This window comes from Undibacterium sp. Di26W (genome assembly GCF_049340265.1).
GTDB lineage: Bacteria > Pseudomonadota > Gammaproteobacteria > Burkholderiales > Burkholderiaceae_D > Undibacterium.
Genome location: NZ_JBMPOR010000001.1, coordinates 389,108 through 405,893 on the forward strand (window position 1 = coordinate 389,108; position 16,786 = coordinate 405,893).

The 16,786-nt window shown below is 48.2% G+C and carries 14 protein-coding genes; 11 read left to right on the top strand and 3 right to left on the bottom strand.

From position 1 onward, the window contains the following. Window positions 1-30 precede the first annotated feature (30 nt). The 10 genes from ACO0LM_RS01625 (at window position 31) to ACO0LM_RS01670 (ending at window position 11,823) form a co-directional block, all read left to right on the top strand. Window positions 31-1,443 carry a hypothetical protein gene (locus tag ACO0LM_RS01625; RefSeq protein WP_423033690.1) on the top strand — a complete coding sequence of 471 codons (1,413 nt, stop codon included), beginning with the start codon at window positions 31-33 and terminating at the stop codon, window positions 1,441-1,443. A gap of 179 nt (window positions 1,444-1,622) precedes the next feature. Beyond that, window positions 1,623-2,906: a GTP cyclohydrolase II gene (gene ribA / locus ACO0LM_RS01630; RefSeq protein ID WP_423033692.1), complete on the top strand. Its 1,284-nt coding sequence runs from the start codon at window positions 1,623-1,625 to the stop codon at window positions 2,904-2,906. 104 nt (window positions 2,907-3,010) lie between these two features. Then, entirely contained in the window at window positions 3,011-4,366 is a 1,356-nt protein-coding gene (locus tag ACO0LM_RS01635; RefSeq protein ID WP_423033694.1) for a hypothetical protein, read from the top strand. A gap of 14 nt (window positions 4,367-4,380) precedes the next feature. Next, a complete protein-coding gene (locus ACO0LM_RS01640) occupies window positions 4,381-6,210 on the top strand; it encodes a WD40 repeat domain-containing protein (RefSeq protein ID WP_423033696.1) in 1,830 nt (609 codons plus the stop codon). 5 nt (window positions 6,211-6,215) lie between these two features. Further along, a complete protein-coding gene (locus ACO0LM_RS01645; RefSeq protein WP_423033698.1) occupies window positions 6,216-6,959 on the top strand; it encodes a sulfotransferase in 744 nt (247 codons plus the stop codon). 39 nt (window positions 6,960-6,998) lie between these two features. Then, window positions 6,999-7,436 carry a VOC family protein gene (locus ACO0LM_RS01650; RefSeq protein WP_423033700.1) on the top strand — a complete coding sequence of 146 codons (438 nt, stop codon included), beginning with the start codon at window positions 6,999-7,001 and terminating at the stop codon, window positions 7,434-7,436. Beyond that, window positions 7,423-8,706, top strand: a complete 1,284-nt coding sequence (locus tag ACO0LM_RS01655; protein ID WP_423033702.1) for a hypothetical protein — start codon at window positions 7,423-7,425, stop codon at window positions 8,704-8,706. The genes ACO0LM_RS01650 and ACO0LM_RS01655 overlap by 14 nt, the downstream gene beginning before the upstream one ends. A 106-nt stretch (window positions 8,707-8,812) precedes the next feature. Next, the gene (locus ACO0LM_RS01660; RefSeq protein WP_423033989.1) at window positions 8,813-9,784 is read left to right on the top strand and encodes a glycosyltransferase; all 972 of its coding nucleotides are present in this window, start codon (window positions 8,813-8,815) and stop codon (window positions 9,782-9,784) included. 48 nt (window positions 9,785-9,832) lie between these two features. Then, the gene (locus tag ACO0LM_RS01665) at window positions 9,833-10,636 is read left to right on the top strand and encodes a hypothetical protein (RefSeq protein WP_423033704.1); all 804 of its coding nucleotides are present in this window, start codon (window positions 9,833-9,835) and stop codon (window positions 10,634-10,636) included. Then, entirely contained in the window at window positions 10,597-11,823 is a 1,227-nt protein-coding gene (locus ACO0LM_RS01670; RefSeq protein WP_423033706.1) for a 3-deoxy-D-manno-octulosonic acid transferase, read from the top strand. Before ACO0LM_RS01665 ends, ACO0LM_RS01670 begins: the two co-directional genes overlap by 40 nt. Window positions 11,824-11,903: 80 nt before the next feature. Here the strand turns inward: ACO0LM_RS01670 and ACO0LM_RS01675 are convergent, their stop codons facing one another. From ACO0LM_RS01675 to ACO0LM_RS01685, 3 genes are all read right to left on the bottom strand, one after another. Next, complete coding sequence (locus ACO0LM_RS01675) at window positions 11,904-13,253, bottom strand: glycoside hydrolase family 88/105 protein (RefSeq protein WP_423033708.1); 1,350 nt, start codon at window positions 13,251-13,253, stop codon at window positions 11,904-11,906. A gap of 136 nt (window positions 13,254-13,389) precedes the next feature. Then, window positions 13,390-14,088 carry a DUF6250 domain-containing protein gene (locus tag ACO0LM_RS01680; protein ID WP_423033710.1) on the bottom strand — a complete coding sequence of 233 codons (699 nt, stop codon included), beginning with the start codon at window positions 14,086-14,088 and terminating at the stop codon, window positions 13,390-13,392. Window positions 14,089-14,144: 56 nt separating this feature from the next. Next, the gene (locus ACO0LM_RS01685; RefSeq protein ID WP_423033712.1) at window positions 14,145-15,074 is read right to left on the bottom strand and encodes a rhamnogalacturonan acetylesterase; all 930 of its coding nucleotides are present in this window, start codon (window positions 15,072-15,074) and stop codon (window positions 14,145-14,147) included. Between the two features lie 305 nt (window positions 15,075-15,379). Between ACO0LM_RS01685 and ACO0LM_RS01690 the strand changes: the two genes are divergently transcribed. After that, a complete protein-coding gene (locus tag ACO0LM_RS01690; RefSeq protein WP_423033714.1) occupies window positions 15,380-16,786 on the top strand; it encodes a hypothetical protein in 1,407 nt (468 codons plus the stop codon).

Here is a 16,786-nt window from a genome sequence, read left to right on the forward strand (position 1 = left end):
AAACATTGGGACATTACTGATGAGGAAATAATGAAAAATTCTACTTGCTCCACTCAACTCGGTTTTAGCGCAATTATTGGCATGGCGCTTGCGCTTGCGACTCCGGGCTTATATGCACAATCAGCTTCCGCGTCCGCAGCAAGTTGTCCGACACAGAACTGGGCGACTAAGGTCTTGCCAACATTCAACCAGGCTACAGCCCAAGTACCAACTGCGGCACCGCAGTCGTTTTGTGAGTTTCATCAAACTACCTACGAGAGCTTTGTCTGGGCAACCACCATGATCAATGGTGCGCCACGTTTTTTGAGTTTAAAAACCTCAGATCAATTGGTCACAGCGATCCCGTCTATCAAGAAAACAGGCGGTGTGACACTTAACCTGGCTAGCCGCAACTTTGCGCCAAAATCAGGGAAAAGTGAAGGTGCCGGTGCAATTGTTGAAGCTGATGGCAATATGCTGGTTGGCCCAAACGGCTACCCGATTTATGCTTCGGTGCATATGAATGACTCGTATTTTAATACAGCTAAAAACAATTTAATTGTCAATGGCGGCTATCAAAAGAACACCGATAACTTCAAGGTAGGCGCAGCGGTCTTTAAGGCCACTTGGTTGCGTTTGGGTAATGGTGTAAACGCCCCAGTGGGCAGCTTTACCACGAAGGCAAACGTTCCAGTGTTGGTCAATAAAAATGGCGTGGTACAACCTGACGGCGATAAAACGGTCGTAGTTGACGTAGCTCTACTTGGATTGCATGTGGTGGAATTAACCAAAGAGCATCCAGAATTCCTGTGGGGTACATTTGAACATAAATTAAATGCCCCGATGTTGCCAGATGGCACATTCAGTACAGGCGGTAGCAGCCCAAATAATTTTACTTTGTACAAAGCAGGCACCTTATTTGGCCAATCAAATATCGCCAATTTATCAAACTCCAATCCACCGAAAATTTCTGGGACAAGTTTTGACGCCTACACCCAAATTTTTTCGCCGACGATGAATGTCGTACTAAACAATGCTACTGGTGGAGACCCTTCTGGAACGATACCTTTGGTTAACACGGCAGGTCAACAATATCTGGCGGGCCAAAGCTCGGTCTTTGCAAACTATGTGATGATAGGCACCGTTTGGTTTGCGCCAAATGCGTTTGTCATGCCTGCCGCACAGAACATGGGTGCAGAACAGGGTGTAGGTTCAGTCAATCTGGCCAACAGTACAGCAGAAACATTTGTGCAAATGCCGCAGAATTCATTTGGACAGACAGTCAATAATTGCTTCTCTTGTCATAATACGAATTCGTACACCTTCCAGCCGACACCTTTGACAGCACGCTTGATTGCCACCAGCCATGTTTTGCCGCAGGGCGCTGCGGCTATGTATACCGTACCGAACCAGGTTCGTCTGCCACTGACACCTCTGACAGCAGCAGCAGCGGCAAAGAAATAGATTGCCAGAAAGCAGCCCGTACATTCTTTCCAGATCATGGAGAAATGTACGGGGGGTGCGCTTGCATTGAGACGGCAAAGGTCGGCCGCCTGCCATGACTTCATGGAGCAGACCCGACAAAAATTCAGCAAGACCTTGCTTGCAACCTGCAGCCAACTCCTGTTTCAAAAGAGAATGTCATGAATCTTGAAGCCAGCACACAATTGCCGACCGATTTTGGCAGTTTTTTGGTCAAGGTATATCGCAATAAGCAAGGACAAGAAGTTACAGCCATTTGTTCTGGTGCACTTGTTGGCCGCAGCAATGTGCCGGTCAGAGTTCATTCAGCATGTTTTACTGCTGAAACACTTGGCTCTTTGAAATGTGATTGTAAGCAGCAACTAGATTTTGCACTCTCCTATATTGCCAAGCATCAGGGGGTGGTGCTGTACTTGCCTCAAGAGGGTCGTGGTATTGGCTTAAGTAACAAAATCCGTGCCTATGCATTGCAAGAAAAAGGTTATGACACGATACAGGCCAATCGCATGCTGAATTTGCCGGTGGATTCACGCACCTATGAAGACGCCCGCGATATTTTGCTGGATCTGAAAGTCAACTCGATTTGCCTGCTCACCAACAATCCCACCAAACTGCAAAACCTTGAAGATCTTGGCGTGCAGGTAACAGGAAGAATTCCGGTACCGAGCGACCCCAACAGTTTTTCGGCTGCATATCTGGATACCAAGCAACAACAGATGGGACACCTGATCAAGGTCGACAACGGAAAAAACACAAAAAATTCACCTGTCGCGAGCAAAAAAAATACCGCACAGATATCGAGACGCCCGTTTGTCCATGTGAACTTTGCCATTGACAGCGAGGCAAGTACACTCAACGCATCTGGTACCAACACGACCTTGTCCTGTGACGCAGATTGGCGACGGGTGCATGAGCTACGAGAAAAATATGCAGCGGTTGCCGTTGGCGCAAATACCTGGCAACTCGATAGCCCACGCCTGACTGCAAGGGCCGACGTACTAGGACGAAAACCAATTCGTCAACCCGCCAGGGTCATATTTTCAGGCCACCAGGAATGCCAGTTCAAACTGGATTTGAGCGAGCGACAAAGTTTTCTGATTGGCCATACCGAGCACGCTTTGGCTGCCACACAAACTTTCATCCGCTGCCAGAATCATGACCTGGCCCACCCCTTGTCCAGACTCAAAGAACTCGACGTTGATTCCATGCTGGTCGAGGGTGGATTGACATTGATTGATTCTTTTATCCGCCAAAATATGGTTGATTTGCTGACCATTTATGTCCGGACCTGTTGCATTACCACTGCCACCAATGCCGCAATCAAGGCAATTCCCGATTTAAATGCCGATGCGATAGAAGCACGCAAGTACGGCCAGGGAATGCTGCTGTCGGTTGCCTTCACAGAATCTGTTCGCCACGAATTGAGTTATGGGATGGTTTCATGAAAAATGTCGTTTTTGCTGTCGTCAATCCTGCCGCCGGGCGGGAAGAACAGAATAAGTTGCGTGAATTCACCATTAGCTGGTCACGCTATGGCTACCATGGCGACTTGATCGAAGCTGCGACGATAGATCAGGCACTTGCGAGTGCGGCACAAACACCAGCCAGCTATTGCCTGTTGCAAGGCATAGGGCACGTGATTGATGAACAATGGTATTTATCGCATTGGCAAAAGGAAGGCTTTTATCGTGGTATACGACGTTTGATGGCCAAGGGAGATTTCTTGGTCGCTGGGGAATGGTTTAGCAGCGACTCTGCGTGCCTGGGCTTACAGACAGATTGCCTGCTGGTGGATTTGCAACGGTACCGTACTTTAGGCTTGCCAGGTTTTGGCATAGCGGACTTTCAGGTTCGTCGATTGCCAGGCACTACGCTACAGGCTGAGGATGATCTATTTCCGGTCAACACCTATTTTCGTGATGTGATGGCCAATGCCGCTGGCTGGCATTTCATCGCAACCAGCCTGCAACATCAATTACCTGTTCGTCGTTTTGGAAATGCCATCAACGATTGTCGTTTCAATTTGGCGGACGACGTGCAAGTAAGTGGCTTTCACAAACTTGTTGGTCAACAGATTAACCAGTTGGAGCAACTGGATCACCTGCTCCCTGCCCAACGTACTTTCATTGGTCGGATACAAAAGCAGTTGGCCGATGCGAAAAAAGGTGTTTTTTTATTTAATATCGAATCCTACGACGATCTTCAAAAAAACGACGCAACCCATGCACCCTTAGATGCTATTTTTAGCGTCGCCGCCGGTTTCAAACCGTATAAAATTTTACAGACGCAAGGCTTTCACGTCAACACCAAAGTTATCTTGTTTGATTACAGTGCCAAGGCCCTGGAGGTCAGGCGTTATATTGTGGATCACTGGGATGGCGCTGATTTCCCCAGTTTTATTCGCCGGATATTCCAGGCGTTTCCACATCCGGATGCTTTCTATCAACTATGGCATGACACGACACCAGAGAATATTGACTGGCACGATGTAGAAATGTTGTGGCAACAGGAATTGGAAAAATGGGGCGGTGCGCAAGCTTTTCAAGAGCATTGGCAAGTCTGTCGTCAACTGCCGCATCAGTATTTACATTGTGATTTGCTACAAACACGGCAACAGCTACTGCTTGAACTGGGTCAATACAAGCATGCCTATATTTGGTGGAGTAACGCTTTTTTTACGATTTACAGTCATTGGCACTACAGCGCGACTGAGCGTAAACAACAATACTTAGCCTGGATAGATGAGTTAGCAAAAATCGCACCTGATTGCCAGGTGAATGGTGCCGACCATCACAATGTGGCTGTCAATGGTCTTACGGCCAGCGCCTATGAAAAGCAATTTATGCGCCATCAGGATGATGAGCTGACGCCACAACATCTGCATGCCGTTGATATTCGATTTTAAAGGACAAGCAAATCATGCAACCCCAAATTTTTCGACGCCACAGGGGGCCTGTAACCTGTGCAGCACAAATTCCAAATAGCAACACCATTATTACCTCGGGTTACGATAATGCCGTCGCCCTATTTGACACGCTCAGTGGCGAGGTCAGCTTACTTGGTTATCATCAACATTTGGTAAATCGTGTCACCGTCAACCAATCTGGCACATTGGCGGCATCGGCATCATCCGACTACAACGTCTACATCTGGGACTTAAAAACAAGTCAGCTAGCGACGGTGCTCAAGGGGCACGACGACGATGTTGAAGATTTTGTTTTTATTAGCGACGAATTAGGAGCGTCAGTGTCGCGCGATTGGCGCATCATTATATGGGACTTGAGCAGCGGAACCATCAAACGCATTATCCTAGGACATCAAAAGGACGTGCTCTCTATCAGCTATTTTGATGGGAAGCTGTACACCACTGGTGATGACATGACTCTGCGTATCTGGGATATTCATAACGGAACAGAGATAGCGAAAATTGGTCCATTTGAAAATGAGACAGATACCTGTGCGATTGATACCGTGCATAAACGCCTGGTACTTGGCTGTGATGATGGCATGATCCGGGTCTTTGACATCTACAACAAACAAATGATTGTTGAAATCCCTGGCCATCAGTCAGCCATTAAAAAAGTGGCTGTGTCACCTCTGACTGGTGATATTTTGTCTGCCGCATACGATCAAAACATTTTCATTTGGGATGCAAATAGCTTCACAAAGAAACAAAAACTTGCCAGCCATGCAGCGCTGTGGGAGCGCTCATTTAACTGGACTGTTGATGGCAGGCAAATAGTAGCCGGCACTTTTGATGGCACGGTTTTATTATGGGATGCAGAGAGCGGCGTGTGCCTGGCAGAGTTTGGTGCCGACAGTGAGGGTAACGCCTGTTTTAATGATATTGCCTCCCAGGGTGATGCGCAGCTTGCCCTGGTCAGTGACGATGGGCTTATCCGCATAGGAGAACTCAGCGAAACCACGGCGCACTGGCAATATCAAGGTGCACCGCAACAAGGGCGAGTACTGATGAACGCTGCAACATTTTGCCCATTTAAAAAACAGCTTATTACAGGGGCACATAATCAGCATTTGCATATTTTTTCCAATCAGGCACAAGAACTGGCCCAACAATTGGAAATAGGCTTACATGAAGGCCCGATCAATTCCATCCGTACGTCGATGCTGAAGGGGCACGAAGGAGAAATGTTCGTTGCCTGCTATAGCGGTAACCTCGTCCATCTCGATGCAAATGGCGTATTGCTGAAAAAGATTGCGCTGCATGACAATGCCATCAAAGCACTCGCATTGCATCCTGAGTTGCCGATAGGTGTCAGTTGTTGCGCCGGCGGAGAATTATTGAGTTGGGATTATACGGGCAAGATATTGAAACACTACGCAGGACATACCGCCATTGTTGATGGGGTTGATATTGATCCTAGCGGGCGTTTTATAGCCAGCGCCGGGCGAGATTTCACTTTGAAAATTCATGGCCTTGAAGACGGTGTGCTATATCACTGCATTCATTTAGGACGACGTTCACCAAAATCTTTGTGTTTTGCCGCACCCGACGTAGTGATCGTTACCAACTATTGGGGAGAATTACTGCGTGTTTCCTTGTCAGACGGAACAATAATTCGTCAGACTGTCGCACAAAACGGCATCAGTTCCATTACACGACATGGTGGACATTTCGCCGCAGCCTCCTATGATGGCGCAGTGTATCTGGTTGAAGAGCAACAGTTGCGTGTCCTCAATGTATTGCGTTCGATGACGCAACAAATTGCCGCACCGGCTTTCGCCTGAATGTCATGAATCATCTTGCCACGACCCGCTTTGTTATTTTGGCCGCCCCCAGAAGCGGTAGCAATATGTTGTGCAGCATGCTGGACTCACATCCAGATATTTTGTGTCACCATGAATTATTTAATCCCACCGGGATTTTTTATGCACTACCACTACGTGATAGCGATTTCCGGCTGGCACGCAACATGCAGGAGCGGGATCAGGATCCGCTAAGGTTTTTGGCTAAAGTCTGGCAACAGCACGCCAGCAAATCCTGTATTGGTTTCAAAATGACATATCAACAAAACCTGGCAGCTTTCAATTCAGTACTGGTAGCTCCTGAGATAAAAAAAATAGTTTTACGGCGTAAAAACACGGTCAAAAGCTATGTTTCCAAATTGCTCGCTGAGCAAAGTGGCATATGGGAAGATTATGGCGACACCAGACCTAACGACGATATACAAGTGGAACTTGATCTAAACCACTTGCAGCAAGACCAGGCGTTTAACCAGCGTTATTACACACATATTGAACATCGCCTGAGGGAAACACAACAAAATTGCCTGCACCTTGAATATGAGCAATTAAGCAACAGTGCTTGCCAACGTCAGCTTCTCACCTATCTGGCTTGCAGGTATCTGCCATTGCACACACGCAGCCGTAAGCAAAATCCCAGCGATTTGGGACAAAAAGTGAAGAATTACAGGCAAATTCTGGAGCAATGCAGGGATAAAGAAATTCTTGCCCAACTGACCGATCTTCATGCCTGAAGAAGCCTGCAACCGCAAGCAGTCAAAAAGGAATTCTGTATGAGTACTTATCTGGAACATGCCAACCTGACGGTGCCCAACATCGAACAGGCTATCGATTTTTTGCGCACAGTGGAACCGGATTTCAAGGTCCGCCACGATCAAATCGACCAAGTGGAAAACGGTCGGCGGCGCTGGGTACATTTCGGTAGTGAACGGGTATATATCGCCTTGCAGGAAGCGGAGCCAGGCAGTCAACCACAAATGCCCAGGCGCAGTTATGAAAACTACGGCATCAATCACCTTGGATGGGTGGTCGATGACTTCGATGCAGTCCTTTCACGCTTGCATCAACAAGGTTATAAACAAAGCTTGTTGATCACAGATGAAAAATTCCGCCTACGTGCGTATTACCATGATGCAGCAGGATTTGAGTGGGAAATTATTCATTATCTCAGTGACATAGACGAACAAAGAAACTTTTATGAATCTACATGAACTATTTGATACCCCAATTGACAAGCCATTAAGCAATGTCAATCATGTGGCACTCACCTATGCGCAGTTACATACCTTGGGCGCGCAAGGTGCAAGTGCCTTCTATTTTTTGGATTTGGAAAAACTGCGGGACAATTACCATCGCCTGCGTCAGACCTTTGTCAGTGTGTATGAAAACAGCCAGATCGCCTACTCGTTCAAGACGAATTATGCGCCGGTAATTGGTCGTCATTTAAAAGACTTGGGTTGCTGGGCGGAAGTTGTTTCGGCGATGGAATATCACATCGCAACAGAAGTACTCGGCTATCCACCTGATAAAGTAGTCGTCAACGGCCCTCTGCACGAGTCGGACTTCATCGAAAAAATATTGCTGGATGGGGCAAATTTCAATGCTGACGCATGGTATTTGCTCGACATGATCGGGCAAATCAGTCAACGCCATCCACATCGCCAGTTTCAAATAGGAATACGCTTAACATACCCTATCGCAGAAGGTGGCTTTTCACGTTTTGGCATCAGCAGCGACGCCGAGAGCCTGCAGCGATTAAGCGAATGGCAAGCAAGCCACCGCAACTGCAGGATTCGCGGTCTACATAGTCATTTCTCCAATTCATCACGCAGCCTGGCTTCTTTTGCAGATCGGATCAATGGCTTATTGGCTGCCAGCGATACTTTGTTTCCAGCTGCGCCACCAGATTTCATTAATATTGGCGGTGGTTTTTTTGGCGAAATGCCACAATGCCTTGCCAACCAATATGCACAAACGCCAGATTTTTCTGCTTATGCGCAGCAAATCGGCAGTGCCATGCGTGCGCGCTTTGGTGCCAGTAGCGGAGTTACATTAATGCTGGAACCGGGTACGGCTTTGATCGCCAATGCCATGGTGTTCGCATGCAAGGTTATCGAAGTCAAGCATGTCGAGGGCAAGACCTTGGCCCTGGTTAATGGCAGCAACCATAATATCAATCATAAATGGGCAGGCGAAGCACTGCCGGTACAACTGATCAGTCAGCATCCACAAGCAGGGAATGCAGAATTTGATATCGTCGGTAACACCTGCATAGAAAAAGACGTACTGCGTCTCGGTGTACAAGGCAATGTAGCCGCTGGTGACTATCTGGTCTTTCAATACATGGGGGGATATACCAATGTATTGAAACAGCCGTTTATTCATCCTTGCCAGCCGATTTACTGCTGGCAAGACAAACAATTACGTATCGCTAAACGACAAGAAAATATCAACGATATTTTGGCCACCTATGTCTTATGACTTTACCGAATAGGTGTACTGCCCCCAATACTACTCACACTGATATGCCGCTGGGGCAATTTTCCAACCGCCTTAAACAAAAGGATGAGTCACAATGAACGTTGAAATGGAAACGGAGCTACCCTCCCGATACTGTATTTCAACAATTACCTGTGATAACTTTTGCATAGGCACCGAAGTGCTGCTCTACAGCGTCTTGAAATACAACCCCTGGTTTTGTGGCGACATCAATATCGTCATCAATGAATTGTCTGTGGCAAACCGCAATCGCCTGCAAGCCATTTACCCGGTTAAATTTATTCATGCCAGCGCTGATCTGGTAAAAAAAGTGGACACTTTGCGCAGTCATTTCTCTTACTTGCACGATATCCACTTACGCTTTTATTCATTGGTTTCATTCAACCTGCCACAATATGACAAGGTAGTTTATCTTGACAGTGACATGTATTGCGCCGGCGATATCAAGGTATTATTCCTATCTACTGCCCCTCTGCAAGCTTGCCTGGATGGCTTTTCCTACGAAGATCGGATTGCCCCCCTCGTTGCCCAAGCGGGCCTGACCCTGCCCACATCACAGAAACGCTACGGAAAGCATTTTGAAAACTCATTCAATGCAGGTGTGATATCCATCTCACCGCAGAAACTGGGCAATTTCAATTTCCAGGAATTATTGAACATGCTCGACCATGATGCATGGTTAAGTTACGGCGAATCGATTTTCACTGATCAAATGGTGATTAACCGGTATTTCGAAGGCGCAATTTCATCGATATCGAGTCAATATAACTATATGATTTTTTTGGGTGACTATCTTAATTTCGTTGACGGTATTCATTGGCAGCAAGCGAAGATTATTCATTTTTCCGGCAAGATAAAACCTTGGAACGACTATGACCAGCAAGCTCTATGGAAAAGTGCGCCACACTACCTCCCCTTCATACACCAATGGCGTGAGCTTTTGCACGAAGCCCGCAGTATCAACCGTGCCTATGACCAGGCGCAACGTGTACTCAATCAATATCAATGGATCACGTCTGGCGCTGACCATCAATTGCAGGCACTTGACAGGTTATATTGAAAAATAAAAATACGTCCTGGCCACTACAAAACCATATCACTAGTTCCCATGAAGATTTATTTCAGCCCAGACTGCCCCAAGCTACAGGATTACTCGATTGTGGCAATGATTCATTATCTTGGCTATACCGTCGTAAAAAGTGCCGATGAAGAATTCGATTTTGCCTATATGTGGGAAGATGCCACCAAAACCATTCCAAGCGAAGAACTATTGAACATCGCCAGACACAAAAAAGTACTCAATTTGCATTGCAACGACATCAGCAAACGCAAGGTGGATCAAGTCTGGCAAGATATCTGCGGCTACAGCAGTTTGATTGACCCTTGTCAGTATCAAGGTAAAGCATTGAAAAAATCAGATGCGAATGGAAAAGGCGGTGGGGAGATCATTGACTGCCCAATTTCACTCGATGAACTTGATACAGATTGTGTCTATCAATCCTATATTGAGACCAGTGGCATCGGTGCACAATTGGAATATCGCCTCCCCTATATTTTGGGCCGCATGCCACTGGTATTTGAGGTGCTGAAGGATGATCCGGAAAATGTTCCTGGTCGGCGTATCCAATTGCAATACAAGCGCTCTATTTCACCCAGGCAAAGCAGCGATGTTTTTAATGCCGGGGAATGTGAGCAAATTATTTGCTTTTGTCAGCAACTTGGATTTGATATCGGCGAATTGGACATTTTGCGCTGTCGCCACAGTAATCGTCTCTATATCATCGATGCCAATACCACACCAACTTATTTTAATATGTTTAACCGCTATTGGCGCACGGACGACAAGCGCATGGCCATCCATACACTCGCACAGTGCTGGGAACAGCAATTATTAAAAATGTTGTCATTATGACCGTGCCCAGACCAAAGCAGAAAATTCTGTTAATTGCACAGAACATCCCGCAAGTCTATGTCGCCCTGGCTTTGCTCCCAAAGCTTGACGCGCAGTTTGCCGATTCGAAAATAGTGGTATTGACCCGAGCAAAACATTTCCAGCATTTCGAAAGCGATGCCATCTTTTGCAAAGGAAAAAGCAAGCCATTTCTGATCGATGAATGGCCAGTACGAGAAGAAATGACGGGATTTTCCTTGGTGCTTTGCATAGGCCATAGCTATTTTCTTAGCGAAGAATTGCTGCATCATTTAACTCATGTAGATTGTCCCGTGTATTGGATAAACGCGCACTTTGAACAAGCTGACTTGATTCGCTGGTGTCAACGCAAGCTGGTTATTACCGACATCTTTCTTGGTGTATTTTATGAAAATCACGAAGATAGACAGGTACTGTCAGAGACGGGGTTTTCAGACCAGCAATTACATTTTGTCGGCAGTGCCAAATTTGACTGCGCCGCAGCCAGTCTTTGGCAAATAGCGCATGCCAGAACAAGCTTGAACGCAATACAAATGAATGGTCACGCCGAAAATTCAATTACCCTGGTCGCTGCGTCTATTGCTGAAATCAAGGAAATGGCGCTCATCGTCAATGCTTACCATGCATTGACACTGCAGCACCCCAATCTTTTCCTGATACTTGCGCCCAGAAGCCTGGAGCGAATTGAAGAATTTGGAAATTGGATGGAACAGCGAAACTTTCACTATCACCGCAGTTCTGGCTCGCATTGCACGCCCTGCCCCATCTTATTGGTGGACGAAGTTGGTATTCTCAAGGGTTATTATTACAGCGCCGATATTGCCATCATGGGGCGCAGCTTTTACGCATCGTCTGGCGGTGGTTCAAATTTACTTGAGCCGGCAGCAGCAGCGCTTCCCATCGTGTGTGGCCCATATATGGACGGTTTCAAGGCAATCACGTCTCTTTTTTTGCAACAGCAAGCGGTACTGCAATTGAGCACTCCAGAGCAATTGCTAGCTTGCCTGCGTCAATTGCTTGGAAATCCATCGGTATCCACAGGCTATGGCGACAAGGCCAAATCTTTATTGCAAAAACATACAGGTGCATTAGAGTCAACTGTCCGGCAGTTGGGAGAAATGTGTGATGCTTTGGGGCCGGACGCGCACTTACCGCTTGTCTCAGTGTAATGCCAAGAAAATGCAGGAAAATACACGGATCACGGAGGCATTTCGTATCGCATTGAAATGCCTCCCTGGGGCCTACCCGATTATGGTTTGCTTATTTTGACCTGCAATGAACTGTCATTGATTTCAAAGGTATTGGCCTTCATCAAATTGATGACTTCTGCACCGGCCAGCAACACCGGGCCATAACTGTGCGCAGCAAATACATTCACCGGGCGATAGTAGTAAAACGCCGGATCAAAGCCCATGCCTGTACCCACGCAGGTGCCTTCGACCTGGCCTTTTTGCGTCACTTTGCTGGCAACTGCATTCCATGCCAGCATGACTACCGGTGCGTAGGCACGTTTATCGATAAAGCCACGATTGATGGCGTGTGCCATGGCGTAGGTATAGATGGCAGTGGCAGATGTTTCCAGGTAGCTGTCATTGCGATCCAGCAGTTGGTGCCAGAATCCTGTACCGTCCTGATATGACGCCAGGCCTTTGACATGGGCCTGCAATTGCGCCAATACGTCGGCGTAACCAGGATGCTCTGGTGGTAATACGTCCAGCAACTCAACCATGGTCATGACGGCCCAGCCATTTGCCCTGGCCCAGTGGAATTGTGGATGAACGCCCATATCCTGCACCCAGCCATGCATGTACACGCCTTTTTCCTTGTTGAACATGCGTTCGGAAAACAGTTTGACCTGTTTCACGGCATCATCATAGTACTTGGTGTCCCCGGTCAATTTACCCATTTGCGCCAATGCTGGCACACTCATGAACAAATCATCCAGCCACAAGGTATTTGCTTGTGGCCGGTTGCGTGCCAGCGTGCCGTCGGGCAAGCGGAATTCCTTGGTGCTGACAAAGCTGCTGCAAATATCAATCAGGCTTGACAGTTTGTTGCTGACACCTTCACGGGTAGCTTTGATCATGGCGGCACACATGGCACCAGCGTCATCCAGCGCATGGGGCTGCAACAATGAACGGATAGGTGAAGGGCTCTTCGGATTGGCTTTCAGGCGTGCAATGTAATGCGGTGCCAGGTCGGCCAGCAAACCAAGGCGATCACTGGCGTAATTGCTGAAACGTTTATCACCTGTAGCACTGGCGGCCAGCAGCATGCCTGCGTAAGTGACACCCCATTCATAGCTGGTCAGGCGGTAATCGCCAGGGGCCAGTATCGTATCGTCATTGATCTGGGAAAAATCAGTAATCTGTTTCTTCGTTTTGCCATCAATAATCTTGGCAGGCGTGACGCTATCCAGATAGGCGTGCACGCGATACAGCACTTTCTTGACATCTTCTGCGGTCGGCGGTCCATATGGCGTGGGGTAAGCGGGTTGCATCAAATGCAGTGGCGCAGTGACATCATTGGCTGGCTTGCCTGCGTTGTTTGTTTTACCTGCGGCTATTGCCGTGTTCATGCCCATACTAAACGGCAGCATGCAGCTGATGCCTGCGATGGCCAACAATTTTAATGTCGAACGCAGGCGTGATTGGTTTTCTTGTCTCATCTTGGTCATCGGTTTTTGCTCTTTATTTTGCTCTTTATTTTGCTCATTAAATAGGTCTTGCGGGTATTCATTCCAACTGGTAAATCTTGAAATCACGTATTTGTTGCCGGGATTGCGTGGTCCGGAATCCAAAGTAGCCATCCCGCAGGGCATCTTTGTCTTGATACGAAAAGAAAACTTTCCCATCCACCAGCAGGCGCGTGCAGCCCTGGTACACCGCAGTTTCTATGACGTAGTCGCGGTTTGCCTGTAATAAGGCATCGCTGCCATTCAACTCCGCCAGCAGAGTGCGTTCGCCATTGCCCTGGTATTTGCGAAACCTGGTCGTGGTATTGGTGTTGCCGCCTATGCCGACGTAATACAGGCGTAAAGCGTCGTATTGTTCAAATACGCCTTTGCGGGTAAAGATGTGCGGATTACGTGGGTCGGTCGCCATCCAGAATTGATTCAGGTCAGACAGGCGGTCATTACGGCCCTGTTCCATCACTACCCTGCGCGTATACCTGACCAGTATGTCACCAGATAATTTTTGTTTGAACCACACCGTCACCCCTGCCGCGGCATCAATCAAAAGCTGGTGATTGGCAACACTGATATTGGAATGCAGCGTATCAGCCGACTCTACCTGCCACTGCCGCAGATCAGTATCAAAATCATCCTGGTAAATCAATTTACCGGGCTTGCCCCACTGGCTGCAAGAAGATTCTGTGGATTGTGCAGTAGCAGGCAAAGCCAGAATCATGGTGACGACAGTTGAAATCGCCATGCAAACCAGTCGCAAGGTATTTCGCAAATGAGATATGCAGATCATTTCCTGAACGGCTATTTTGGCGATGCATCAGTCGATTTGATATCGGCTGATTTATCATTTAAATAGTTTTTCAACTGTGCATATTGCAAAGTCTTGATACCCGCCACGACCACGCGCGCATTGAATTCTGCACCAGCCAGGTTGGTGTGCGTATGTTCGTCCGGCGTCACCACCGGGAATAGTTTCATCACTTCATCCTTGCCCATGCTGTCGTAGGCGGTGGCGATGTTTTCATTCAGGTCGATGAAATCCACTTTTTCCTGCCGTGCCACCTGTTCAGCCCAGCCGCCATAGCTGGCTTTGCTGCGATTGACTTTACCGCTGGGGTCCCAGCTCTTGCGTGGTATCGGGGAGCATACAATAGCCTGTACGCCTTTAGCCCTGGCCTCGGCAATAAATTTGCGTAAATACCAGCCATAGCTGTGTACCGTTTCTGGCAGTTTGGTCAGCAGGTTATCGATTTCTTCCGCCTCTTCGCCTATGCCTTTGATGGTCCCGCGTGCACGGCTGTTGTCGTTAAGTGGACCATTATCGTTGTGACCGAATTGCATAATGACAAAATCACCGGTCTTCATCAATGCCAGACTTCTTTGCCAGTGCCCGCCTGTCAGATAAGTGCGGCTGCTAAGTCCACCAATGGCACGGTTGACGACATTGATTTTATCCGTCTGAAAATAGGCCTTGATGGGATTGCCCCATCCCCACTGCCCTTCTGCACCCTTGTTTTGACCATCATCCCGGCCATTGCGCACAGTCGAATCACCAATAAAGAACACCGAAGGCAAATGCGAATTCGCCGGTTCGGGCAAGATAATACGCGCTGCTGCATTGGGGTCGGTATTCACCGCAGGTGGTGGTGTGGTTTGCGCCAGGGCAGAACAGGTCCAGCCCACCACACTTACACAGATCAGGCGGCGCACCGCAGACATACTGGTATTCATAAATGGATGATAAGAATAATGGTTAAGTATCGTCAGGTAGAGGAAGGCTGAAGATCATCATACACGGGTGTGCATGCGGGAATATCAACGGCTTCTTCACATGATTTCATTTTATTCGAGAGCTTGCAATTGACTGTAAGACATATTTAAAGAATCAAAAAAATGATCACTATTGATTGTGCAGTGCAAATTCTGGGAAAACTGCCTGAAAACCAAGCACAATAGGCACCACTGACGTCATTTCATTCAAACATGGAATGATCATCCGGGATTTAACCGATTCCTTCCAAACCTATCAAAATTCCATGAACCGCTTATCTGCTCGTCTATTACCTGCAAGCATCTTGTCCTCCCGTATCCTGCATCTTTTCCTGTGCCTGTTCTGTCTGGTGTCCACATCTGCCTCTGCACAAATAGGTCATCGCTTCCCCAGCGAGCGTAAAGTGGTCAAAGACCCGGTCACCGGGGTGATGCTGACCTTCTTGACCAGCCAGCCGCACGGCGATTCAAAAATCTACCCCACCCATCCGCAATGGACTTCAGACGGGCAATGGGTGATCTTTCGCTCTGGCATCGCAAAAGGTGAAGCGATGGCAGTCAATGAGCAAACCGGGGATATCGTGCAGGTATCTGAAGGCGGCTATACCGGCATGTTGAATGTGTCGACACGGGCCATGAAGCTGTATTTCATGCGGACTACAGATAAATCTCCGCGCGAAGGGAAATTTGGCCGGCCACGTCAGGCTTCGCCAGTTGAACTGGTGGAAGTCGATCTTGCTGCGGTATTTGCCGATAGCAAAGCCGGCAAGATGAAACCGCCAGAAAGCTACCAGCGCATATGCGGCGTGGTACCAGCCGAAGTCGGGCAAGCCGCCGACCTTGCACTGGATGCCGCAGATGAATGGATATACTTCCGCGAAACCTCACAGGAAGCGGCAAAATACCTGGCTAAAGCGACCCGCAAAGAGAAAAGCTTCGGCCCCAGGAACATGGGTGCAGGCCCTGGTGGCATTGCAAAAATGCATGTCAAGACCGGTGAAATACGCCACGTTGTTTCGGTACCGTTCCAGATCGGTCATATCCAGGCCAATCTGTGGAATCCGGGTGAAATTATTTTTTGCTGGGAAACCGGCGGCAAATCACCTCAGCGTACCTGGGTTGTGATGGCAGACGGCAGCGGCTTGCGCCCACTGTATCCGGAAGCTGACTATGAATGGGTAACCCACGAAGCGGTCATTTCAAAAGATGAAGTTGCGATGGCGATTATGGGTCATCGCACTATCGGTGGAACAAATGGTGGAGCAAATAATGGCACCAACAAGGGTACTGCCGCTGAAGGTGCCAACCCGGGGCAAGATCCGGGCTGGGGTAATGCCGGCACCCGTGAAAAACCCAGCGGCCTTGCCATAGTGAATTTGCGTACACGTGAAATGCGCATTGCAGGGCAAACACCATCAGGCAGTGGCTTATGGCATGTGCATGGATCAAGCGATGGCCGTTGGGCAGTTGGTGACGATTTCAGCCGCAGCATCTATCTGATAGACCGGTTGAGCGGCAAGATGAGCATGCTCAGCACCGGGCACAAGGACACCGCAGCGGATCACCCTCACCCCACATTCAGCCCGGATGGCAAAAAGATAGAAATCCAGTCAGCCATGCTGTCTGCAGATAACCGGACACTGAATATCTGTATTATTCCTGTACCGAATTGA

Bases quoted from the DNA above. Each gene is read 5' to 3' on its own strand.
- ACO0LM_RS01680 (WP_423033710.1), bottom strand. From the start codon at position 14,088: ATGGCGATTTCAACTGTCGTCACCATGATTCTGGCTTTGCCTGCTACT.
- ACO0LM_RS01690 (WP_423033714.1), top strand. From the start codon at position 15,380: ATGAACCGCTTATCTGCTCGTCTATTACCTGCAAGCATCTTGTCCTCC.
- ACO0LM_RS01675 (WP_423033708.1), bottom strand. From the start codon at position 13,253: ATGCTGCCGTTTAGTATGGGCATGAACACGGCAATAGCCGCAGGTAAA.
- ribA (WP_423033692.1), top strand. From the start codon at position 1,623: ATGAATCTTGAAGCCAGCACACAATTGCCGACCGATTTTGGCAGTTTT.
- ACO0LM_RS01640 (WP_423033696.1), top strand. From the start codon at position 4,381: ATGCAACCCCAAATTTTTCGACGCCACAGGGGGCCTGTAACCTGTGCA.
- ACO0LM_RS01645 (WP_423033698.1), top strand. From the start codon at position 6,216: ATGAATCATCTTGCCACGACCCGCTTTGTTATTTTGGCCGCCCCCAGA.
- ACO0LM_RS01665 (WP_423033704.1), top strand. From the start codon at position 9,833: ATGAAGATTTATTTCAGCCCAGACTGCCCCAAGCTACAGGATTACTCG.
- ACO0LM_RS01655 (WP_423033702.1), top strand. From the start codon at position 7,423: ATGAATCTACATGAACTATTTGATACCCCAATTGACAAGCCATTAAGC.
- ACO0LM_RS01625 (WP_423033690.1), top strand. From the start codon at position 31: ATGAAAAATTCTACTTGCTCCACTCAACTCGGTTTTAGCGCAATTATT.
- ACO0LM_RS01660 (WP_423033989.1), top strand. From the start codon at position 8,813: ATGGAAACGGAGCTACCCTCCCGATACTGTATTTCAACAATTACCTGT.
- ACO0LM_RS01650 (WP_423033700.1), top strand. From the start codon at position 6,999: ATGAGTACTTATCTGGAACATGCCAACCTGACGGTGCCCAACATCGAA.
- ACO0LM_RS01685 (WP_423033712.1), bottom strand. From the start codon at position 15,074: ATGAATACCAGTATGTCTGCGGTGCGCCGCCTGATCTGTGTAAGTGTG.